The sequence below is a fragment of the Pseudomonas sp. TUM25319 genome, from assembly GCF_056388475.1.
In genome coordinates this window covers 4,567,254-4,589,412 of the sequence record NZ_CM150751.1, presented here as the reverse complement: position 1 = coordinate 4,589,412, position 22,159 = coordinate 4,567,254, and the positions used below count along the sequence as shown (strand labels likewise).

General features: G+C 66.4%; 22 protein-coding genes. 15 read left to right on the top strand and 7 right to left on the bottom strand.

Annotated elements, in window-relative coordinates; genetic code table 11:
• Positions 1–9 precede the first annotated feature (9 nt).
• From AC05QJ_RS20885 to AC05QJ_RS20875, 3 genes are all read right to left on the bottom strand, one after another.
• Positions 10–1,356 carry an MFS transporter gene (locus tag AC05QJ_RS20885; protein ID WP_476743181.1) on the bottom strand — a complete coding sequence of 449 codons (1,347 nt, stop codon included), beginning with the start codon at positions 1,354–1,356 and terminating at the stop codon, positions 10–12.
• Between the two features lie 6 nt (positions 1,357–1,362).
• Positions 1,363–3,870, bottom strand: a complete 2,508-nt coding sequence (locus AC05QJ_RS20880; protein WP_476743180.1) for a TonB-dependent receptor plug domain-containing protein — start codon at positions 3,868–3,870, stop codon at positions 1,363–1,365.
• A 91-nt stretch (positions 3,871–3,961) separates the two neighbouring features.
• Positions 3,962–4,663, bottom strand: a complete 702-nt coding sequence (locus AC05QJ_RS20875; RefSeq protein WP_476743179.1) for an enoyl-CoA hydratase/isomerase family protein — start codon at positions 4,661–4,663, stop codon at positions 3,962–3,964.
• Positions 4,664–4,810: 147 nt separating this feature from the next.
• Between AC05QJ_RS20875 and AC05QJ_RS20870 the strand changes: the two genes are divergently transcribed.
• The 3 genes from AC05QJ_RS20870 (at position 4,811) to AC05QJ_RS20860 (ending at position 8,001) form a co-directional block, all read left to right on the top strand.
• Positions 4,811–5,833 carry an alcohol dehydrogenase catalytic domain-containing protein gene (locus AC05QJ_RS20870; protein ID WP_476743178.1) on the top strand — a complete coding sequence of 341 codons (1,023 nt, stop codon included), beginning with the start codon at positions 4,811–4,813 and terminating at the stop codon, positions 5,831–5,833.
• A 3-nt stretch (positions 5,834–5,836) separates the two neighbouring features.
• A complete protein-coding gene (locus AC05QJ_RS20865; protein ID WP_476743177.1) occupies positions 5,837–7,327 on the top strand; it encodes a class I adenylate-forming enzyme family protein in 1,491 nt (496 codons plus the stop codon).
• A gap of 218 nt (positions 7,328–7,545) precedes the next feature.
• Positions 7,546–8,001, top strand: coding sequence for an REP-associated tyrosine transposase (locus tag AC05QJ_RS20860; RefSeq protein ID WP_476743176.1), 456 nt, complete (start codon positions 7,546–7,548; stop codon positions 7,999–8,001).
• A gap of 50 nt (positions 8,002–8,051) precedes the next feature.
• Here AC05QJ_RS20860 and AC05QJ_RS20855 read toward each other — a convergent pair whose 3' ends face one another.
• Positions 8,052–8,828: an IclR family transcriptional regulator gene (locus AC05QJ_RS20855; RefSeq protein ID WP_476743175.1), complete on the bottom strand. Its 777-nt coding sequence runs from the start codon at positions 8,826–8,828 to the stop codon at positions 8,052–8,054.
• 387 nt (positions 8,829–9,215) lie between these two features.
• On the opposite strand from AC05QJ_RS20855, the gene AC05QJ_RS20850 reads away from it, so the two are divergent.
• Entirely contained in the window at positions 9,216–9,713 is a 498-nt protein-coding gene (locus AC05QJ_RS20850) for a hypothetical protein (RefSeq protein WP_476743174.1), read from the top strand.
• A 19-nt stretch (positions 9,714–9,732) separates the two neighbouring features.
• Here the strand turns inward: AC05QJ_RS20850 and AC05QJ_RS20845 are convergent, their stop codons facing one another.
• From AC05QJ_RS20845 to AC05QJ_RS20835, 3 genes are all read right to left on the bottom strand, one after another.
• Positions 9,733–10,374: a helix-turn-helix domain-containing protein gene (locus AC05QJ_RS20845; protein WP_476743173.1), complete on the bottom strand. Its 642-nt coding sequence runs from the start codon at positions 10,372–10,374 to the stop codon at positions 9,733–9,735.
• Between the two features lie 3 nt (positions 10,375–10,377).
• Positions 10,378–10,542 (bottom strand): hypothetical protein, encoded by a 165-nt coding sequence (locus tag AC05QJ_RS20840; protein WP_476743172.1) that lies wholly within the window; start codon positions 10,540–10,542, stop codon positions 10,378–10,380.
• A gap of 149 nt (positions 10,543–10,691) precedes the next feature.
• The gene (locus AC05QJ_RS20835; protein ID WP_476743171.1) at positions 10,692–12,299 is read right to left on the bottom strand and encodes an IclR family transcriptional regulator domain-containing protein; all 1,608 of its coding nucleotides are present in this window, start codon (positions 12,297–12,299) and stop codon (positions 10,692–10,694) included.
• Positions 12,300–12,474: 175 nt separating this feature from the next.
• Here AC05QJ_RS20835 and AC05QJ_RS20830 point away from each other — a divergent pair, with 175 nt between their 5' ends.
• The 11 genes from AC05QJ_RS20830 to AC05QJ_RS20780 all read left to right on the top strand — a co-directional run bounded on the left by AC05QJ_RS20830 (position 12,475) and on the right by AC05QJ_RS20780 (position 22,119).
• A complete protein-coding gene (locus AC05QJ_RS20830; RefSeq protein WP_476743170.1) occupies positions 12,475–13,284 on the top strand; it encodes an RraA family protein in 810 nt (269 codons plus the stop codon).
• A gap of 3 nt (positions 13,285–13,287) precedes the next feature.
• On the top strand, positions 13,288–13,734 hold the full coding sequence (locus tag AC05QJ_RS20825) for a nuclear transport factor 2 family protein (protein ID WP_476743169.1): 447 nt from the start codon (positions 13,288–13,290) through the stop codon (positions 13,732–13,734).
• Between the two features lie 12 nt (positions 13,735–13,746).
• A complete protein-coding gene (locus tag AC05QJ_RS20820) occupies positions 13,747–15,153 on the top strand; it encodes an aldehyde dehydrogenase (NADP(+)) (RefSeq protein WP_476743168.1) in 1,407 nt (468 codons plus the stop codon).
• Between the two features lie 13 nt (positions 15,154–15,166).
• Complete coding sequence (locus tag AC05QJ_RS20815) at positions 15,167–15,460, top strand: Dabb family protein (protein ID WP_476743167.1); 294 nt, start codon at positions 15,167–15,169, stop codon at positions 15,458–15,460.
• 85 nt (positions 15,461–15,545) lie between these two features.
• On the top strand, positions 15,546–16,835 hold the full coding sequence (locus tag AC05QJ_RS20810) for an MFS transporter (RefSeq protein WP_476743166.1): 1,290 nt from the start codon (positions 15,546–15,548) through the stop codon (positions 16,833–16,835).
• Between the two features lie 57 nt (positions 16,836–16,892).
• On the top strand, positions 16,893–17,702 hold the full coding sequence (locus AC05QJ_RS20805) for an NAD-dependent epimerase/dehydratase family protein (RefSeq protein WP_476743165.1): 810 nt from the start codon (positions 16,893–16,895) through the stop codon (positions 17,700–17,702).
• A complete protein-coding gene (locus tag AC05QJ_RS20800) occupies positions 17,699–18,790 on the top strand; it encodes a mandelate racemase/muconate lactonizing enzyme family protein (RefSeq protein ID WP_476743164.1) in 1,092 nt (363 codons plus the stop codon). The genes AC05QJ_RS20805 and AC05QJ_RS20800 overlap by 4 nt, the downstream gene beginning before the upstream one ends.
• An 89-nt stretch (positions 18,791–18,879) precedes the next feature.
• The gene (locus tag AC05QJ_RS20795; protein WP_476748048.1) at positions 18,880–19,173 is read left to right on the top strand and encodes a hypothetical protein; all 294 of its coding nucleotides are present in this window, start codon (positions 18,880–18,882) and stop codon (positions 19,171–19,173) included.
• A complete protein-coding gene (locus AC05QJ_RS20790) occupies positions 19,104–19,748 on the top strand; it encodes an aldose epimerase family protein (protein WP_476747976.1) in 645 nt (214 codons plus the stop codon). The genes AC05QJ_RS20795 and AC05QJ_RS20790 overlap by 70 nt, the downstream gene beginning before the upstream one ends.
• 51 nt (positions 19,749–19,799) lie before the next feature.
• The gene (locus AC05QJ_RS20785; RefSeq protein ID WP_476743163.1) at positions 19,800–21,080 is read left to right on the top strand and encodes an OprD family porin; all 1,281 of its coding nucleotides are present in this window, start codon (positions 19,800–19,802) and stop codon (positions 21,078–21,080) included.
• Positions 21,081–21,186: 106 nt separating this feature from the next.
• Entirely contained in the window at positions 21,187–22,119 is a 933-nt protein-coding gene (locus AC05QJ_RS20780) for an alpha/beta hydrolase (protein ID WP_476743162.1), read from the top strand.
• Positions 22,120–22,159 lie beyond the last annotated feature (40 nt).

The following is a 22,159-nucleotide window of genomic DNA, read 5'->3' as shown; positions in this document are numbered from 1 at the left end:
AAAAGGGAATCAGGGTGCATCGCGCAAGGCCTGGCGCGGAACGCCGAACAACAGGATCAGGGTGCCGCACGCCACCAGGGCGGCGACGATGTACAGCGCCAGGCTGATTTCGCCTGTGTTGGTCTTGATCGTGCCGATCATGATCGGCGTCAGCAGGCTGCTGATCTGCCCGCAGCAGTTGACCAGCGCCAGCCCGGCCGCACGGGCGCGGTCGGACAGGTAGTAGGTGGGAATGGTCCAGAACACCGCGGTGGCCACCAGGTAGCCGCTGGTCATCAGGGTCAGCAGGGCGATGGCCGACCAGGGGCCGGCGATCAGGTTGGGCAGCAGGACCATCGCCAGCGCCGCCGTCAGGCCGCCCAGGGCGAAGTGCCAGCGGCGTTCCTGATGCAGGTCCGAGTGGCGGCAGGCCCACAGCATCACCCCCACACCGACGACATAGGGCAGGGCGGAGAACAGGCCGAGCTGGCCGAGGTTGCTGACCCCGGCGTCGCGGATGATCGACGGCGCCCAGATATTGGTGACGTTGCCGGTGCACATGATGGTCAGGCAGTAGGCCAGGGTGATGAACCACACCTTGCGGTCCTTCAGCGCCTCGACGAAGCGCTGGTGGCCGCCCGGCTTGCGGCTGGCCCGTTCGTGGGCCAGGGCGCCTTCGATGGCGCGCTTCTCGGCGTCGCTGAGCCACCGGGCATTGGCCGGCTTGTCGTCCAGCCAGTACCAGGCGAACAGCCCGGCCAGCACCGGCGGGATGCCGGTGAGCACGAACAGCCACTGCCAGCCGCTGAACCCGGCGACGCCGCCGAAGTGGCTCATGATCCAGGTCGACAGCGGCCCGCCGACGATGCCGCAGACGGCGATGGCCATGATGAAGCGCGAGGTGATGCGCGCCCGGTAGCGCGCCGGGAACCAGTAGGTCAGGTACAGGATCACCCCCGGGAAGAACCCGGCCTCGGCAGCGCCCAGCAACACCCGCAACACATAGAACTGCGCCGGCGTCTGGGCGAAGGCGGTGGCGATGGTCACCAGCCCCCAGAGGATCATGATGCGGGTCATGGTCTTCTTCGCGCCGAACTTCTCCAGCAGCAGGTTGCTGGGGATCTCGAACAGCAGGTAGCCGATGGAGAACACCCCGACGATGATGCCGAAGGTGGCGTCGCTGATGTTCAGGTCGGCCTTGAACTGCAGGTGGGCGAAGCTGATGTTGACCCGGTCCAGCCAGTTCAGCACGAAGCACAGGAACAGGAACGGCATGATGCGCCAGGCCAGCTTGCGGTACAGGTGCCGGTCGAAGCCGGAAGCGTCCGCCGCGTGAGCGGCGGACGGGGTTGCGGACAGGGTGCCGGGAGTGCTCATGGCGGGTTACCAGCTCACGTCGACTTTGCCGAAGAAGTACGCGCCTTCCAGCCCGTACGGCGAGTACCAGCTGTAGGTCGGGTCGTCGGTGGGGAAGAAGTAGTAGCGCTTGGCTTCGGCGTTGAGCTGCTGCGGACGACGGTCGAAGATGTTCTCGCCACCCACGGTCACCTTCACCGCATCGCTGATCCAGTAGCCCAGGCTCAGGTCGGTAATGAACGCCGGGCGGATTTCCTCGTCGCGGCTGGCGGAGATCTGGTTGCGCCCGGTGACCTTCGAATAGCGGGTGCCCTTGAGCGTCAGGTCGAAGTCACCCAGTTGCCAGGCGGCGGTCAGCGAGGTGACGTTCTTCGGGTAGGCGCTGGTCAGGTTGCCCTGGCGGTCGCGGCCCACGGCGCTGACACCGGTGCCGGCGAGGGCGTCGGGCTCCTTGATCTTCTCGATGGTCTGCAGGCTCTGGTTGCTCAGCAGGGTCCACTTGGTCTTGCCGTACTCGCCCAGGTCGTAGCGGTAGTCGGCCACCAGGTCGATGCCGCGGGTGCGGGTGTCGGCCAGGTTGCCGAAGTAGGAGACGATCTGGTTCGGGTCCAGGCCGTTGGCGGCGAGGAGGTTGGAGACGGCGGTGCCTTGCAGGTTGCTGGTCTGCAGGATGCGGTCCTTGATGTCGATCTGGTACAGGTCGACGGTGACATTCAGGTTCTCGGTGGGCGTGGCGACGAAGCCGAGGCTGTAGTTCAGCGATTTTTCCGGCTTGAGCTGCTTGGCGCCGAGGGCTTGCCCTGCAGCATCATCGACGGTGACGTAGCGGGTGGTGGCCTGTTCCAGCACGCCGGTCAGCGGGCTGGTACGCCAGGCGGTAAGCGACGACGAGTAGTACTGCTGCTGCAGCGACGGCGCGCGGAAGCCGTTGCTGATGGTGCCGCGCACGGCGAACGCCGGGGTGAAGGCGTAGCGGGTCGAGAGCTTGCCGCTGCCGGTGTCGCCGAAGTCGCTGTAGTGCTCGAAGCGCCCGGCCAGGCTCACGTCCCACTGGTCGGTAATGCTCTGGCTCAGGTCGATGTAGCCGGCGGTGTTGGTCCGCGAATAGTTGTGCGCATCCGCCGGGGTGAAACCCACCAGGCCGGGCGCGCCGGGGTTCGGGCGCTGGCCGGCGAGTGGGTGGCCTACCGGGAACACGTAGCCGCCATCGGCGTAGGAGGCGTACTCGCCTTCCTCGATCGCGAAGCCGTCACGGCGGAACTCCACGCCGGTGGAGACGTTCAGTGGCTTGGCGAACAGGCCGGTGTCGAAGGCGCGGGTCAGGTCGAGGTTGTTGGTCCACTGGCTGGCAATCAGGTGGCCGCCGTCCATGTCACGCGGGCTGTCCGGGCCGAGTGACGGGTTGAGCGACTTCTCGTTGCGGGTGTTGGCGTCGTTGCGGCCATAGCTGGTGCTGAGGTCGAGTTTCCAGCCGGCGACGTCCTCATTGCGCAGGCCGATCACGGTCTGGAAGTCGTCTTCTTCCACCACGAAGCGCGGCGAGAAACCGTCCGGGTACACCGAGACGATGTTCTGCGGCGAGTTGGCGGTGCGGTAGGTGCCCCAACTGGTGGAGTTGCGATGGCTGAGGGTGGAGAAGGAGTACAGGCTGACGGTGTCGGTCAGCGGCAGCTCGGCGTTGTAGCCGAAGTTGTAGGTCTGCGAGCGCGGCTGGCCGAGCTGCTGGCGGTAGCGGCTTTCACTGGTTTCACGCGGATCGGCAGCGCCGTTGACCGGGAAGTAGATGCGCGTGCGGTCGGGCACGGCGCCGGCGACGTTGGAACTTTCCTGGATGCCGATGTCGGCGCTGAGGCTGAAGAAACCATCGTTGGGCAGTTCGAAGCCCTGGTTGATCTGGCCCTGGCCGCGGGCGCCGAAGTTGCCCTTGCCGCCGACGCGGTTCTCGTACTGGCCGTACAGCGCGCTGGCGCTGCCGCCGGAGCTGTTGTTCTTGAGGATGATGTTGATCACCCCGGCGATGGCGTCCGAGCCGTACTGGGCGGCGGCGCCGTCGCGCAGCACTTCGACATGGTCCACGGCGCTGACCGGGATCAGGTCGAGGTCGGCCGGCGACTGGCCGCTGGAGGTGGCGGCGGTCTGCACGAAGATCAGCGAGGTGTTGTGCCGGCGCTTGCCGTTGACCAGCACCAGCACATGGTTGCCGCCCAGGCCGCGCAGGGTTGCCGACTTCACCGACAGGCCGGTGCCGCCGGTGAAGCCTGCCGCGTTGGTGTAGGAGGGCACGGCGGCGGCGAGGGCGTCGCGCAGGTTCTGTTTGCCCGAGCGGGCCAGGTCGTCGGCGCTGATCACGTCGATCGGTGCCAGGCTCTTGGCCACGGTGCGGCCGCCGTCGCGGGCACCGGTGACCACCACGGTCTGCAGGGCGGTGTCGTTGTTCGGGGTTTCGGCGGCCGAGGCCAGCGGGGTGACGCACAGTCCGAGGATGCCTGCGGTCAGCAGGTTGAGCCTGGGATGGAAAGTGTTGGGGCGAGACATGGTGTGGCTCCGGTGAGGTGCCGCTTTCCATTCCTGGTGGTGGGTGTTCCTGACAGTACTGGCGAGGCGATGTTGTGTTGGCAGTTTCTGGTTATCGGTAACGCATGACGTCCTGGCGGGCCTGGTCGACCAGGGCCATGTGGTGTGTCAGGTGGCGCGTGCGCTGCGCCAGGAGCAGGGCCTTGGTCCATTCCATGGCCTTGGCCGAATGTCCGGCCAGTTGCGCCGCCAGCTCCAGGGCGGCGGTGTGCGGGTCTTCGGCGATGCGGTTGATCAGCCCCAGGCGCAGCGCTTCTTCGGCGTCGAAGCTGCGGGCGCTGAGCATGATGTCCAGCGCCGCCGCCTCGCCGATCAGGGTCGGCAGGGTAATGGCGCTGAAGCCGGAGAGCATGCCGTGGCGCACTTCCGGAAAGCTGAAGCGGGTGTCGGGGCGGGCGATGCGAAAGTCGCAGTGGATCGCCAGGCTGATGCCCAGGCCCAGGGTGTGACCGTGCAACGCGGCCACCACCGGTTTGTTCAGTGCCAGGCCGACGCCGGGCAGGGCGCGGGCCAGCAGGTCGCTGGCGACCGCTTCGCCGGTGGCTTCGATTTCCTTGAGGTCCGAACCTGCGCAGAACGCCCGCTCGCCGGCGCCGCGCACAACGATGGCGCGCACCTGCTCATCACCTGCTGCACGGGTCCAGGCCTCGGCCAGGTCGCGTTTGGCCTGGCCGTCGAGGGCATTGAGGCGTTCGGGACGGTTCAGGGTGATCTGCAAAACCCCTTCGCCCTGGTGCTGGTAGTCGATTGTCATCGCTTCGTGTTCGCTCGAGAGAAAGAAAGACGCTTTGCCTCTTGCAGGTTGGCGTCAAAGTGGGGAAAACTTAATTGATGTTCACAATGCAAACAATATGTTTGTTATATGAACATCTTCTTAGCGAATCGAAAATGGTTATAAAAAATGAAAGCGATAGTACTAAAAGCCTTCGGCGGGCCGGAGCAATTGCAGGTGCAAGAGGTGCCCACGCCGACGGCCGGCCTGGGTGAGGTACTGGTTCGCGTGCAGGCCGCAGGCGTCTGCCACCACGACCTGCTGCACCGCGCCGGGCACCTGCCGGGGGCTCATACCGGCGTGGTGCTGGGCCATGAAGTGGCCGGTGAAGTGGTCGAAGTGGGCGCGGGTGTGACGCAACTGAAGGTCGGCGCGCGGGTGGTGGTGTATCAGCGACGCTTCTGTGGCCAGTGCCGCGATTGCCTGCGCGGTCGCCAGGACCTGTGCCGGGCGCTGGGCCTGCCGTCGGTGGACACCGAGGGCGCCTATGCCGAGTACCTGCGGATCCCCGCGATCTCGGCGGTGGAATTGCCGGATGGCCTGGACTACAGCCTGGCGGCGCTGGCGTCCTGCCCGATTGCCACCAGTGTGCGCGCGCTGTACGCAGAGGGCGGCCTGCAGCCCGGCGAGACGGTGTTGATCAACGGCGCCAGCGGCGGCCTTGGTGCTCATCAGATCCAGTTGGCTCGTGCCCTGGGCGCGCGGGTGATCGCGGTCACCGGCAGCGCCGACAAGCGTGATTTCCTCCACGAACTGGGTGCCCATGACGTGGTGGTGGCCAGCGCCGGCTACAGCGCCGAAGTGTGGAAACTCACCGGCAAACGCGGCGTCGATGTGGCCATGGAAAACCTCGGCCACACCCTGGAAGACACCTTGCGCAGCATGGCCCTCGGTGGTCGCGTGGTGGTGTTGGGCAATGTGCAGCCGGGTGCTGTGGCGGTGAATCCGGGCCTGCTGATCGGTCGCCGGCTCAAGGTGCAGGGCTCGGGCAGTGCGACCCTGGAGCAACTGCGCACGGCCCTGGCGCTGATCCATGGCGGCCAGGTGAAGCCGTTGATCGACCGCGTGCTGCCGTTCCCCCAGGTCAGCGAGGCCCATGCGCTGCTGGAGTCGCGCCAGGTCAGCGGACGTATCGTCCTGAGCGGGTGGTAAGCCATGGATATCAGTACCCTGCTGGACCAGGCCGCCCGCAAATGGCCGGATGCCCTGGCGCTCAGCGAGCCTGCGCGGGATCGCCGCCTGACCTTCCGGCAACTGGACCAGGCACTGACGGCCTTCGGCCAGGCGCTGGAGCGGTTGGGCGTGGGCGAAGGCGAGCGGGTGGCGCTGCTGGCCGATGCCGGGATCGACTACCTGATCGCCGATTATGGCTGCATGGCCAGCGGTCGCGTGCGGGTGCCGCTGGACCCGGCGTTGTCCCCGGCCGAACTGCTGGCGCAGTTGCGCGATGCCGGCGCGGCGCTGTTGCTGTTCTCGCCGCAGTACGCCGGCGTTGCTGCCGGCCTGGGCGATCACGGCGTGCGTTGCCGGGCGCTGGAGGCATTGACCGTGGAGCCGGTTGAGCCATTACCAGCGCGTCCTGCACGGGCGCCGCAGTCGCTGGCTTCGCTGAACTACACCGGCGGTACCACCGGTGTCCCCAAGGCGGTGATGCACCGTCATGCCAGCCTGTGCGCGGTGTTGCAGAACATCGTCATGGCCCGCGGCGCGCTGCCGGGGGATGTGTTGCTCAACGTGCGGCCGCTGTGGCCGATCGCGGCGGTGGCGGTGCTGGCGCACCTGCTTAGTGGTGGCCCGGTGGTACTGGGCGGTCGCTTCGACAGCAAGACCTTCCTCGGTCAACTGGCGCAGTGGCGCGTCGCCTTCAGCTCATTGGTGCCGACCCAGTTGCTGCGCCTGCTGCGCGAGAGCGGCAGTGCAGCGGCGGACCTGCCGTGGTTCAAGAGCCTGGATATCGGTGCGGCGGCCCTCACCGGCGAGGTGCTGGACGGCTCCTTCAGCCTGTTTGGCGGGCGCATCGCCGTGCTCTATGGCATGACCGAGGCCCCGTGGAGCTGCTACCTGCCGGCGTCCGCAATGGCGGCGCTGCGGGATGCCGGCGAGAGCGCCGAGGGTGTGGTGGGGCGGTCGTTGTTCGCCGCCGCGCTGCGCATCGATCGCGCCGACGCCAAGGGTATCGGCGAGATCCTGCTGGCCGGACCGCAATTGATGGCGGGTTATTGGCAGCAGCCTGGCCTCACCGGTGAGGTGCTGGTGGACGGCTGGTTGCGCAGTGGCGATCTGGGGCGCATCCGCGCCGATGGTCAGCTGGAAGTGCTGGGGCGCTGCAAGGACATCATTCGCAGTGGCGGCAAATCGGTGCAGCCCGGCGAAGTGGAGCAGGCGCTGCTCAGCCATGCGGCAGTTCGCGAAGCCCATGTGTTCGGCCTGGCGGATGTGGAGTGGGGCGAGCAGGTGTGTGCGGCCGTGGTACTGGAGGCGGGGCAGGTGGTGGCGCTGGAGGCGCTGGCGGAGCACTGTCGCGGGCTGCTGTCACGTTACAAGGTGCCGCGGCAGCTGTGGTTCATCGAGGAACTGCCGCGTTCGCATTATGGGAAGGTGCAGAAGAAACGGTTGTTGGAGGTGTTGGGGGTGGGGGCCTCATGATTGTGGAGCGGGTATCTGGCAGTTCCGGCCTCATCGCTGGCAACGCCAGCTCCCACAGGGTGTGGGCGCCGCCAGACCTCGTGGGAGCTGGCGTTGCCAGCGATGGGCCGCGTCAGCGGCCCTGCTTTTCCTGACCGACCGAAACATGCTGTTTTCATATGTTGTGTCGGTGTCCGGTTTTGCTTCTACCTTGAGCTTTTCTTCCCAAGGAGAGTGACATGGACAGTCCAGCTTCCAACAGGCTGCGCAGGGGGCGGGTCTCCATCCCTGGCCAGTTGTATCTACTGACTACAACGGTGAACCAGCGTGAGCCTCTCTTCAGGAATTTTGCGCTGGCAAGGCTGATGATCGATCAGTTGCGCTATGCGGAGCGAACCTCAATGGTCCGCTCGATGGCGTGGGTTGTCATGCCGGACCATCTGCACTGGCTGATCGCACTGGAACAGGTTTCGCTGAGCACCCTGATGCGGAAGGTAAAGTGTCGTAGCACTTGTCTGATCAACAAGGCCAGCGGAAGAACCGGGCGCTTGTGGCAGCAAGGTTTTCATGACCGTGCGTTGCGCAGGGAAGAGCATGTGCTGGATGTTGCGCGCTATATCGTTGCCAATCCCGTGCGCGCCGGATTGGTGTCCAGGGTCGGGGATTATCCTCATTGGGACGCTGTCTGGCTCTGAGGCTTGTGTCTGGCAGCGATGGGCCGCGTCAGCGGCCCCATTCTTCAGGCCTACAAATTCCCCAACTGCGCCGCAATCCCCTCGCACGCCCGCCGCACATGCGCCGCTAGTGGCGAGCCCGGATGGGTCTCGTCTTCCATCCCCAACCCCGCCACCACCACGGCCCCCAGCGCCTGGCCGCTGTCGACGCGGATCGGGAAGGCCACCGACGACAATCCCGGCTTGAACTCGCCATGGCCGAAGGCGAAATCCTGTTGGCTGCGGATCAGTTCCAGCGCCGGCAAGGCCTTGGCATAACGCTCCTCGCCCAGCACCGCCAATGCGGTTGCCTCGCTGTAGGTCGCCAGCACGGCGCGGCCGCTGGGGCTGCCTTCGATGGGGAACTGGTCGGCCAGGTCGACGATCACGTTCAGCGGCGTGGCTGGGGTCCACATGCGTTCGATCAGCACCACCTGGTCGCCCACCGGCACCGACAGCGAAACGATCGCCGGGCTTTCGCCGATCACCCGTTGCAGTTCGATGGCGTAGGGCAGGGCGAGCCGGCGCAGGTTCAGGCGGTTCAGGTAGGCGGCGGAGTAGATCAGGCTCTCGGGGCCGATGTGGTAGGTGGCACCCCGGGATTCGATCAGGCCCCAGTAATGCAGGGTCTTGAGCAGGCGATGGATGGTGGAGCGCTCGATGCCGGTGTGTCGCGCCAGGTCCAGGGCACTGGCGCCATGCTTGAGGCCGGCGAGGGTGCGCAACAGCACGATCGAGCGGTCGATGACCTGTACGCGCCCGCCGCTGTCCTTGCTGCCGTGCGCGGGTTGAGTCGAAGAAATGTCCATCGTGTCAGTGGTTTCCGAAAGCTGGTGAACGGTCGGCGCTGGCCGGTCGCCAAGGGTAGCGGTGATCCGGGGCGGGGTGAAGTGCCGCGACACTGGCCTCGCCGGCAATTTTCTTCGGCCGGCTTAGATCAAATATGCATCTGGGTTATGAGCATGGAGCGATTGGCGATATCCATAGCGTGCTTTCAAAGGCCTTAAGGGAGGCTGCATCTGTCATTGCGTCGATTGGGTCGTTGCTGCGTCGGATAGCGGTGTATTGAAGGGGTTCCATCCGTTGTGGCGTCTGCGCCCGCTGCTGGGCTGTCATCTTGCCGCGCCGCCGGCGGGCCCTAGAATCGGCGCCATCAACTCCACACCCTATCGTCGAATTTGAAGAGGATTTTCACCATGATGAACGCAATGCAGATGCCGATGAGCGCCAACATGCCGATGATGCCAATGATGGGCATGCCGATGATGATGGCGACCATGACCTGCAAGATGGTCGACGACGGCATGATGTGCACCCTGAAACCTGCCGCCGGCATGGACATGGTGATGTTCCGCAACAGCGCCGAAATGATGCAGATGATGATGAACTGCGGCATGCCGATGATGATGCAGTGCGGCAACCTGTCGATGATGGGCATGTCCCAGGCCGCCATGGGCATGATGATGCCGATGATGGGCATGATGGGCGGCATGCAGATGATGCCGATGATGAAGTGCATGATGGAATGCACCCTGATGGCCGACAGCATGACCTGCAAGATGATGCCGATGGCGGGCATGAGCATGGAGATGATGAACAACTGCTGCATGCTGATGATGAAGATGATGAACGACTGCAGCATGCCGATGATGATGAGCTGCAACGGCATGCCGATGATGTGCTGCACCTGCTGATGCAGCGGCGCCGCGACGTTCAGTCGCGGCGTTCGGGGTGGGTCACCACCAGATAGGCTACCGCCTCACTGTCCACCGGATTGCGGTAGCAGTGGGGCTGGTCGGCGTAGAAGACGATGGAGTCGCCGGTGGAGAGCAGAAAGCGCTCTTCGTTGACGCTGATCTCCAGCGCACCCTGGGCCACCACCAGGTTTTCCCGCACGCCCGGCCCGTGGCCGCCGGAGCGTTCCTCTCCCAGCGGACTGATCCGCAACTCGTAGAATTCCGCCTGATGGCTGGTGTCGTAGGGGTACAGCGCGCGGCTGACGAACGCACCGCTGGCACTGACCAGACGCTTGCTGTGGCGTGCCGGCAGCACCGTCACACCCTCGCATTCGCGCTGTTCGAGAAAGGCCGCCACCGAGACTTTCAGCCCGTGGGCGATCTTGCACAGCACGCGGATCGACGGCACGCTGCGGCCCGACTCGATCTGCGCCAGCATTGCCCGGCTGACCCCGCTGGCGCGGGCCAGGGCGTCCAGTGACAACTGGCGCTTGGCGCGCAGGCGTTGCAGGTTGTTGGCGACCCGCTGGCCGATCCCGTCATCGTCGGGCCCGGCGATTTCCGGCAGAGCGACCTGGGGTTCGTCCGAGGTCGCCAGAAAGCGGTTGGGGGTATTCATGGCTCAAGCCTGGCGCGGGGCTTTCGACGCGGAAAGGGCGACGCTCCCTGGTTGCGCGGCGAAGCCGGCCTGTTGTGCGTACATCGCCCACAGCAGACGACCCGTTTGCTGCGCGTGCTTGCGTTTGCGGTGGAGGGTGAAGTCGATGACGGTGGCGGTGTGGCTCATGGAGGATTCCTTGTCTGCAGCGTGGGGCCATGGGCGCAGACTACGGATTTCCTGTTAGAACCAGAAATAATGAATTCGTCTTTGTTAATAGCCTTATGGAATGTTCCGCTGTGGAAGCCGGCCTTGTCGGCGATGAGGCCAGCACGCGTTCAGAACATCCCGCTGACCGCCACCCCAGGCTGTCCGGCCACCTCGCACTCCACGCTCAACAGGCACCCCGAATCCGGCGCGCTGGTGAGCACTTCCAGTTTCAATTCCTGCCGCGCACTGGTGATGAACAGGGTGCGCAGATCCTCCCCGCCAAAGCACAGGTCCGTCGGGCAGGGCACCGGCAGCCCGATCATGCGTTCCAGGTTGCCCTCGGCATCGAAGCGGGCCAGGCTCCAGCCGTCCCGTTGAGTGGTCCACACCCCGCCCTGGGCATCCAGCGCCAGGCCGCTGAGGCTGCCGCCGCCACGGGGCAGAGAGGCGAGTCGGCGCACGGCGTTGCTGCCGGGCTGCAGGCGCAGGATATCGCCGGTTTCCGGAGCGATGGCGTAGACCGCGCTGCCGCTGGCGTCCCAGCGGAAGCTGCTGATCTGCTCGCTGAGGTGCCAGCCATGGCGCAGGTCGCCTTCGGCGCTCATCTCGCCGATCTGGCAACCGCCAGCGGTGCGTGCGCAAGCCCACAAACCACCGGACGGATGGCTGCCCAGCGCCAGCAGGCGGCTGCCGAGCAGGTCCTGCATCGGATGCTCCTGGCCCTGCCAGTCCACCAGTGACCAGCCGCCGCTCTGGGCCACCAGCAGGCCGTCGCGGTGCAGCTCCATGGCCCGCACCGGCATGTCCAGGCGGGTCAGCAGGCGGCTGCTGTGGCCGTCCCAGCAGTGGATCGCCGGCGCCAGGGTGTCGGCCCAGTACAGGGTGCCGCTGGCGGCATGCCAGCGCGCAAAGGCGCCATGGAAGGCCCAGGGCGCCGGCACCACGTTCATGGTGCCGGAGGGTCGCTGCGCCGGTTCCGGGCGCAGTTGCTCGCCCACTCGCCGCGCCGCGTCCGCCAGTTCCGGGCCGAGCAGGGTCAGGCGCTCCAGGGTCAGCCGATAGGCCGGCCCGGCGACGCTGAGGGCGCCACGCACCACGCCTTGCTTGTCGATGATCGGCGCCGCCACGCAGCGCACGCCCAGGCGGATTTCCTCGTCGTCGAGGGCATAGCCGCGGGTGCGGGTGATCTGCAGCTCCGCCAGTAGCCGGCGGCGGTCGGTGATGGTCAGTGGGGTCAGCGGTTCGAGCACCAGTCCCTTGAGGATTTCATCGCGGGCGGTTGCCGTCAGCGCCGACAGGATCGCCTTGCCCTGGCCCGTGCAGTACACCGGCTTGCCCTGGCCGAGGCTGGCTGCCGAACGCTGGGTGTGGGCACCGTCGCAGCGCTCCAGCGACAGCACCTGGTTGCCGTCCAGCACGGCCAGGTAGGAGGTCTCGCCGGTCAGGTCGCGCAGGGCCCGCAGTTCTTCGCTGGCGGCGGCTACCAGATCGGGTTCCAGGTAGGCGTTGCGGACCATTTCCAGGTAGTTGAAGCCGAGCCGGTAGACCTTGCGCGTCGGGTCACGGCGGATCATGCCGCGTTCCACCAGGGTGGCGAGGATGCGGTACAGGGTGGTACGCGGCAGCGGCACCCGTTGGGCCAGTTGCGCCTGGCTGATGCCCGTGGGCGTGGCGCCAATGGCCTGGAGGACATCGAGGGCTTTCTCGAGGGCGGCGGTGCCTTCACCTGTTTTCATCGGTTATTCCCATCAGTTGGAACACGGTGGAAGTGTTGACGATTCTGCCCCTTTTCGATGGGATTTTCCCCCATGGAATCGGCCTCAACGGGGGTTGAAACCGGCTTCTGTTCCACATGGTGGGACGAATGTCTGGCCGCCCATCGGATGAATCCCGCCTGGAGAACCTACAAGAATGTCCGTCATCCACACCTATTCCGACGCCCACGAAAGCGCCTCGGGGAAAAAGGTCGAAGTCAGCGACGAAACCCTGGCGAAGCTGGCCGCCTGCAGCAGCGGTTCGCTGACCACCCAACTGTTCAAGCGCGGTTTCCGCCAGCCGGCGCTGGTCGGCCTGCGCGCCATGACCCGTGACACCAAGCCGTTCGCCGGCCGTGCCTTCACCATGCGGTTCATTCCCGCCCGTGAAGACATCGACACCTACCAGACCATGACCACCAAGCCCAACGACGACAACCTGCAGTGGGTTGGCGTCGAGCAGGTGCAGGCCGGTGACGTGCTGGTGATCGACAGCCGCAACGACCCGGCGGCGGCCTCCGCCGGCAACATCCTGGTGACCCGCCTGCTGGCCCGTGGCGCCAAGGCCATCGTGACTGACGGCGCCCTGCGTGACGGCAGCGAGATTGCCGCCATGAACCTGCCGGCCTATGCCCGCGAGATCACCGCCACCACGCGCATTTCCTATCACCATGTCGCCGACCTGCAGGTGCCGATCGGCTGTGCCGGCGTTGCCGTCTACCCGGGCGACATCATCGTCGGCGATGCCGATGGCCTGACCGTGGTCCCGGCGCACCTGGCCGAAGAACTGGCCGAGGTCTGCACCGTGCAGGACGATATCGAGAACTACCTGGCCATGCGCATCGCCTCCGGCGAGCCGCTGTGGGGCGTGTACCCGCCGAGCCCGGCGTCGGTCTCCGACTACCACGCCTGGGTCGCCAGCGGCCGCCCGGCAATCCCGTCGATCATTGACAAGCAGGAGGGCTAAGCCGTGGCCGAGCACAAGCATGCGCAAACCATCCGCCGCTACTTCGACGCCTGCAACGAAGGCGACTACGACAAGCTGGTGTCCTGCTTCACTGCGGACGCCGTGCATTACTTCCCCGCCGGCCTGCCGGAAGTGCCATGGCGCACGGCCGACACCATCGCCCGCAAGTGGGTCTGGTGTGTGGAGAACCTCGGTTCGCAGTGGACCATCGAGAAGATCCTGGTCAGCCACGACAGCAACGAAGCGGTGATCGAGTGGACCCACTGGAAACGCAAGCTGGGTACCGCGCTGCGCGGTGACGAGTGGTACGTGTTCGACGAACAGAGCGGCCTGATCAAGGAAATCCGCGCCTACTACGCCTCACCCGCGGACAAGGAGGTGGTCATCAATGAGCTGGTGGACTTCGACTACACCGGCCGCGGCTACCACCTCGAACCCGAAGCGCGCTGAAAGGAGCCCGTCATGAGTGAACATCAAGACCCGAGCCTGGCGCTGATCGACCAGGCCGTCGCCAAGGCCGTTGCCGCCGCCGGATTCTGGGGCGAGTCCCCGGCGTCGGTACGTGCCGCGCTGCTGCGCGGCCTGGCCGATGGGCTGGAACAGCACCAGGCTGAACTGGTAGCCATCGCCGACCGTGAAAGCGGCCTGGGCGAAGGCCGTCTCAACGGCGAAGTGGCCCGTACCGCCTTCCAGTTGCGCGGCTTTGCCAGCGAAGTGGAGGCCGGCGTGCCGTACCGCCAGGTCATCAGTGAAGCCGTTGCCGGCGCACCGCCTGCCGGGCGCCCGGCACTGGTACGGGTGCAGCGTGCCCTCGGCCCGGTGGCCATGTTCTCGGCCAGCAACTTCCCGTTTGCCTTCTCGGTGCTGGGCGGCGACACCGCGTCGGCGCTGGCCGCCGGCTGTCCGGTGGTGGTCAAGGCCCACTCCGGTCACCCGCAACTGTCCCGCGCGGTGTTCGAACTGGCGGCGGCCGTGGTGCGTCAGCAGGGCCTGCCGGAAGGCGTGCTGACCTTGGTCGACAACACGTCCCGCGCTGGCGGTACCTACCTGGTGCAGCATCCGGGGATCGCCGCCGTGGCCTTCACCGGCTCCTATCAAGGCGGCAAGGCCCTGTGGCAGGCGGCCAACGACCGTCCGCGCCCGGTGCCGTTCTATGGCGAGCTGGGCTCGATCAACCCCCTGGTAGCACTGCCCGCCGCCCTGGAACAGGACAGCGAAGGCCTGGCGAAAACCCTGGCCGCCTCGATCACCCTCGGTTGCGGCCAGTTCTGCACCAGCCCGGGCCTGATCGTGTTGCTGGAGTCGGCCCACAGCGAGCGTTTCGTCGCTCAATTGGCCGAGGCCATTGCACCGATCGCCACGCACCGTATGCTCACCACCGGCATGCAGAAGGGCTTCGAGGCCGCGGCTGCCACGGTCGCCAGCCATGCCGGTGTGATATTTGAACCGGCCGCCGATGGCGTTGGCCCGGCGCCCCGGTTGTTCGCCACCGATGCCGCTGCGTTCATTGCCAATGAGCACCTGCGCGAGGAAATGTTCGGTCCGGCCGCACTGGTGGTCACGGCCCGTTCTCCCGAGCAGATCATCGAAGTCCTGGAAGCAGTAGGCGGCAGCCTGACCACCACGCTGTGGGGCGCCGAACAGCCAAGCGAGGAAAACCGCCAACTGGTGCGTGCCGCCCAGGCCATTTCCGGACGGGTGCTGTTTGCCGGCGTGCCGACCGGTGTCGCGGTCTGCCACGCACAGCAGCATGGCGGTCCGTGGCCTTCGTCCACCACCCCGCAAACCACCTCGGTCGGCTATGCCGCGCTGGAGCGCTTCCTGCGCCCGGTGGCGCTGCAGGATGCGCCGGCCTGGGTGCTGGGCTGAGGAGGGCGCGGCGATGATGCGACACGTCGTCATGTTCCGTCGCCTGGCGGGCATCGAGCGCCAGCCGGAGCTGGAACAGCGCCTGGTCACGCGGATGCGCGACCTGGAACGGGAAATCGACTTCATCCGCGACTGGACCGTCGCTGCCAACGAGCTGGATCGTCCGATCTGCTGGGACTACATCCTCGACTCGGGCTTCGACGATGCCGCCGCGGTGGAGCGTTACCTGCCACACCCCGCCCACCAGGCCCTGGTGGCGGACTTGAAGCAGTACTTCGAGTGGGTGGCGGTGGATTACAGCGTCTAGAACCCGAAGGCGCCTGTTCCACTGCCTGTGGGCAGGCGCTATAACAACAAGATCCGGTGGCCACTGGCGCCGGACGGAGACGTACATGAACAAGAAAAAGAACTACCGCTGGACGATCCTGACGATGCTGTTCATCGCCATGATCATCAACTATGTCGATCGGGCGGCACTGTCCATCGCCATGCCGTTCATTACCCAGGAATACCACCTCACGCCTTCCGAGAAAGGCATGATCTTCTCCAGCTTCTTCTTCGGCTACGCGCTGTTCTGCTTCGTCGGCGGCTACCTGGCCGACCGCTTCGGGCCCAAGCGCGTGCTGACCTGGTCGATGAGCTTCTGGTCGGTGCTCTGCGGTTCCACCGCGCTGGCCTTCAACTTCTGGTCGCTGCTGATCGTCCGCGCCCTGTTCGGCGTCGGTGAAGGCCCGGTTTCGACCACTGCCAACAAGACCGTCAACAGCTGGTTCCCGATCAAGGAGCGCGCTCGCGCCATCGGCATCAACCAGGCCGGCGGCCCGCTGGGCGGCGCTCTGGCCGGTCCCATCGTCGGCTTCCTGGCCCTGTGGCTGGGCTGGCGCGTGGCCTTTGTGGTGATCGCGGTGATCGGCGTGCTCTGGGCCATCGCCTGGTATCGCCTGGCAACCTCCACGCCCAACGAGCACCCGAAGGTTTCGACCGATGAACTGGCCGAGATCAACGAAGGCCGCGAGGCCCCGGTGATGACCGCCGAACAGGCGCCGCGCACCCCGGTGTTGCAGATCATCCTGCAGCGTTCGGTGCTGGTCACCGGTGTCTCGCTGTTCTGCTACAACTACATCCTCTATTTCTTCATGACCTGGTTCCCCAGCTACCTGATCGACGCCAAGGGCATTGACCTGAAATCCATGAGCATCGTCACCGCGCTGCCGTGGCTGGTGGGTACCGTCGGCTTCGTCTGCGGCGGCCTGTTGATCGACTGGGTGTTCAAGCGCACCGGCAAGCAACTGTTCTCGCGCAAGGTGGTGCTGGTGACGTGCCTGCTGATCGCGGCGGTGTGCATCGGCCTGACCGGCCAGGTGCAGGGCGTGACCGAAACCGTCGCGGTGATGACCGTCGCCATCGGCTTCCTGATGCTCACTGCCCCGGCCTACTGGTCGCTGATCCAGGACGCCGTCCCTGACCATCAGGTGGGCACCGCCGGCGGCTTCATGCACGGTCTGGCGAACCTTTCCGGGATCGTCGCACCGACCGTTACCGGCTTCATCATCCAGGCCACCGGCACCTACGGCAGCGGCTTTGCCCTGGCCGGCGGGCTGGGTGTGCTCGGCGCGCTGATCGTGGCGTTCTTTGTCGGCAAGAAACCGGCGAAGCAGGGCGCGGCCATCGCCACGGCCTGATAACCGACCGACCGCCGGCCTGCGGGCCGGCTACAGAATCAATACCAGGAATTCGTCATGCCTACGCTTCTCATCACCGGCGCCGCCGGAATCGTCGGGACCGCCCTGCGGCCCTTCCTGCGCCAGCGCTACAGCCTGCGTCTGCTCGACCGCAAGCCCGTCGACGGGCTGGTTTGCGGCGAGACCGCGCTGGTCGGCGACCTGACCGATCCGGCCTTCGTGCGCCAGGCGGTCGAAGGTGTCGATGGCATCGTCCACCTGGCCTGCGCCCACGGCACCGACATTGCCTTCCAGAGCACCGTCGAGCCCAACTACCACGCCACCCTGTACCTGCTGGAGGCGGCCCAGCGTTCGGGCGTCAAACGCTTCGTCTTTGCCAGCAGCCACCATGTGCTGGGTCAGTACCGCGGTGACCAGGCCGAGTTCTTCGACGACATGCCGGTGGCGCCGGACAGCTACTACGCCCTGAGCAAGGTGTTCGGCGAGGCGACCTGCGCCACCTTCTCGATGCGCAGCGAACTGGCGACCTTCATCGTGCGCATCGGCAATGCCGACCCGCAGGTGTCCGATGCCCGCCGCCTGCGCCTGTGGACCAGCGCCCGCGACCTGGCGCAGTTGCTGCTGATCGGCCTGGAGCATCCCGAGGTGCGCAACGAGATCGTCTACGGCGTTTCGGAAAGCCCCAACCCGCTGTTCCACAACCGCCGCGCCCGTGAACTGGGCTACGTGCCGCAGGACAACGCCGGCGACCACCTTGCCGAAGGCTACCTGCCGTACGAGGCCATGGCCCCGGAAGGTTCGGGCCGCGACCATGTCGGCGGTGCCTACGCTGGCGTTCCCCTGGCCAGCGTGCTGGAGGCCGTATGAAGATCGTCCGCATCGACACCCAGGTCGTCGAGATTCCCTTCCACGACGGCGGCAAGGGCCAGGGCATCACCCCGACCACCTGGAACACCCTGGAGAACGTGCTGATCCGTCTTGAGGACGAGCAGGGCAATGTTGGCTGGGGCGAAGCGTTCGGCTACTTCGTCGCCGACGCCACCAAGGCACTGATCGACCGGCTGATCGCGCCGCTGCTGCTGGGCCGCGAGATTGCCGATATCGCGGAGTTCAACCGGGAGCTGCAACTGCGCCTGCACCTGTTCGGCCGCTATGGCGTGACGATGTTCGCCATCTCCGGCGTGGACATCGCCCTGTGGGACCTGAGCGCTCGTCGCCAGAACCTGCCGCTGCACCGCCTGCTGGGCGAGTCGATCCGCGAGCAGGTGCCGGCCTACGCCAGCCTGGTGCGCTACGCCGACAACGAGGTGGCGCCGGCCATCTGCGAGAAGGCGCTGGACATGGGCTTTCGCGATATCAAGCTGCACGAGGTCACCGTCGACGAGATCGCCGCCTGCCGCCGTGCCATCGGTGACGACGTGCCGCTGGCCACCGACGTCAACTGCGGCTGGAGTGTCAGCGACACCCGCGAATGGCTGCCGGCCCTGCGTGACCTGAAACTGGCCTGGCTGGAAGAGCCGATTTTCCCGCCGGAAGACTTCGCCACCCTCGCCAGCCTGCGCGGGCAGGGTGTGCCGCTGTCGGCGGGGGAGAACTGGTGCACGGCCGTGCAGTTCGAACAGGCCATCGTCAGTGGCGCGGTGGACTCGGTGCAGCCCAGCGTGACCAAGGTCGGCGGGATCTCCGAAGCCTTGCGTATCGGCGAGCTGGCCCGCCGGCACAATGCCGTGGTGCTGCCGCACTGTCCGTACTTCGGGCCCGGCCTGATCGCCACCCTGCACCTGGCGGCGGTGCAGCCCTGGGTGCCGCAGATCGAGTACCTGTTCGTCGAGCCGGCGGACTGGCTGTACCCGGTGGAATCGCTGCGCAGTGGCCAGCAGATCCAGGTACCCCAGGGCCCCGGACTGGGCGTGGATATCGACCTGCAGGTGATCGAGCGCTTCCGCCGAAGCTGACCGGTTTTCTCCTCGTATGCACAACCTCCGCCATGGATCGCCATGGCGGCAGGGGCTTGTCGTGCCCGCGTTCGGGCACCGGAGGTCTTATGCACGCTGTTGAACTGAGCAATTCGACCTGGGCGCTGCGCCTGTTGCCCGCCTGGGGTGGCCGCATCGCCGGGCTGTGCGCTGGCGGGCTGGAGTTGTTGCTGCCGATCGTCAGCGACACCTTCGATCCGCTGGACTGGCCAAGGGCCGGCGCCTATCCGCTGATGCCGTACTCCAACCGGCTGCGCCACGCGCGGCTGGCGTCAACGGCACCGAGCACCGCCTGCCGGCGCATCCGGCGGCGCGGCCGCATACCCTGCACGGGGTCAGCCACACCCAGCCGTGGCAGGTGATCCGTGCCAGCGCCGACCAGGCCCTGATCCGCTGCGACTACCAGGGCGAACACTGGCCCTGGGCGTTTCGCGCCGAGCAGGGCTTCATCCTCGATGGCGACACGCTGATGGTCAGCCTGCGCCTGACCAACCTGGGTGACACGCCGATGCCTGCCGGGCTGGGCTTGCACCCGTACTTCCAGCGCCACGCCGGGATGCATGCGGCCTGGCGGGTCGGGCGGGAGTGGCGGATCGACGACGAATACCTGGCCACCGGCGCGTTCGACGATACGCCGCGCCGCTTCGACCTCGCCGCCGACGACGGTGCCGCCCTGGCGCATTACCAGTCGCGCTGGTGCGGCGAGCTGGCGCTGAGCTACCCGCAAGGCGAACTGAGCGTCCAGGCCTCGCCGGAACTGAGCCATTTCGTCGCCTTCGCGCCGGCCGGGTCCGCCTACCTGTGCCTGGAACCGGTGTCGCACCTGGCCGATGCCTTCAACCAGCCGCGGGAGCACTGGGGCGAGCACGGTACCCGTGAGCTGGCGCCGGGGCAGTCACTGGAGGCCACCCTGGCATTGACCTGGCGGGGCCGATGAGGTCCGTCACGAAACACTGATCCAACACCCACAAGAAAGAGAACAACAACAATGAAACACTCCTCGAAAGGGGCGGGCTTCGCTCGCACTGCAAAACCTCTGACACTGCTGCTCGGCCTCGCGCCGCTGGGTGCCCACGCGGCATTTTTCGACGATGCCAAGGCCAACCTGACCCTGCGCAACTTCTACTACAACCACGACCTGCGCGATTCGGTGGCGCCGGCGCAATCCAAGCTGGAGGAGTGGGCCCAGGGCTTCATTCTCAAGGGCGAATCGGGCTACACCGAGGGCACTATCGGTGTCGGCGTGGACGTCTACGCCGGCCTTGGCCTGAAACTGGATTCCTCGCCGTCGCGCAGCGGCACCGCGCTGCTGCCCGGCGCCTACGACCGTGCCGGCGGGCCGCGCAATGCCGATCCGCGTTCGGTGGACCAGTTCTCCGAAGCCACGGCGGCGGTGAAGTTCAAGTACTCGAAAAGCGAGCTGAAGGTCGGCGGGCTGTTTCCGAAGATCCCTCTGGTGAGTTCCGGCGACGCGCGCCTGCTGCCGCAGTTCTTCGAAGGCGCGATGCTCGATGTGCGCGAGATCGACAACCTCGACCTCAGCGCCGGGCAGATGCGTCGGGTCAACCAGCGTGAGTTCGCCGGCGCCCGCGACATCCAGGTGGGCAATTACTACAGCGTGTTCAGCGATCGCTTCGACTACCTCGGCGGCACCTGGCGGGTCACCCCGCAGTGGTCGGCGGGGCTGTGGAGCGGGCGCCTGGAGGATGTCTACCTGCAGAACCTGGCCACCGTCACCCACACCCGCAAACTGGGCGACTGGACCCTCGGCGGCACCCTCAACTACCTCGACACCGGCGAGTCCGGCGCCGAGAAGGCCGGCAAGCTGGATAGCCGCATGACCTCCGGCATGCTCAGCGCCAACCTCGGCCCACAGACCTTCCGCCTCGGCTATCAGTACAACGCCGGTGACAGTGCGCTGCCGTTCATCCACGACACCGACCTGCCGGCGGCGGCCAACGCCGTCCAGGTGCTGCGTTTCGACCGCGCCCAGGAGCGTTCCTGGCAGGCCCGCTACGACCTCGACTTCGCGCCGCTGGGCGTGCCGGGGCTGAGCGCCTTCGCCCGTTACGTCAAGGGCGACAACTTCAAGGTTGCCGGCGAGGACGGCAGTGAGTGGGAACGCAATATCGACATCACCTACGTGGTGCAGAGCGGCCCGCTGAAGAACCTCGCCCTGCGCTGGCGCAACGTGCAACTGCAGGGCGATGCCACCGGTCGGCGTGACGAAAACCGGGTGATCCTGGCCTACACCTTGCCGATTTTTTGAGAGCTGCAAGTTGCAAGCTGCAAGCTTCAAGAAGAAGCCGCGCTGCCACGGGCGGCTTTGACTTGCCGCTTGCAGCTTGCCGCTTGTAACTGCCCTGGAGTAACGAATGCAGACGCTTGACCCTGAAATCCGCGCCTATGTCGAGGCGGCACAGCGCTTCGCTGCGGCCGGTGACGCTATCGATGACCGCCGGGAGGCCTTTCTGCGCGCCTGTCGTGCCTGTACTCCGGACAGGCCGGCGGGGCTGCAGGTGGCTGATCACCGCCTGGAGGGCCTTGGGCTGCGGGTCTACAAGCCTGCGGGCGAGGTGCCCGACGGCGGCTGGCCGACGCTGTTGTACCTGCACGGCGGCGGCTGGGACCTGGGCAGCCTCGATACCCATGACTGGTTCGCCTATGCCCTGGCAGTACGGGTGAAGGTCGCCCTCGTCGCCGTGGATTACCGGCTGGCGCCGGAGCACTGTTATCCGGCACCGCTGGACGACTGCCTGGCGGCATGGCACGGGCTGCGTGGCGGGCGGGTCGATGCAGACCTGAGTCGCGAGCGGCTCATGGTCGGCGGTGACAGCGCGGGTGGCACGCTGGCTGCGGGCGTGTGCAGGGCGCTGCGTCGTGATGGCTTGACTCAGCCGCTGGGCCAGTTGCTGGCCTATCCGGTGCTGACGGCGCGGGATCACCTGCCTTCGATGCGCGAGCACGCCCAGGCGCCGATGCTCACTGTGGTGGGGCTGGGCAAGTCGCTGGACGGCTATTTGCCGGACCCGCGCCAGCGCCTCGACCCGTGCGCCATGCCGCTGGAAGCCACGGATTTCTCCGGGCTCGCCCCGGCGTTCATCGGCGTGGCCGGGATCGACCCGCTGCGGGATCAGGGTGTGGCCTACGGCCAGGCGCTGCGGCAGGCGGGCGGTGAGGCCGAGGTGCGGGTGGTGGAGGGGCTGGTGCATTCCGGATTGCGGGCGTTCGGGGTGGAGCGGGTGGAGCAGTTGTGGGACGCGATCGCCGACTGGCTGCGATCGCGCTCCTCAGGTGTCAGTCGATAGTGGCAGGTCTCATGGCCTCATCGCTGGCAAGGCCAGCTCC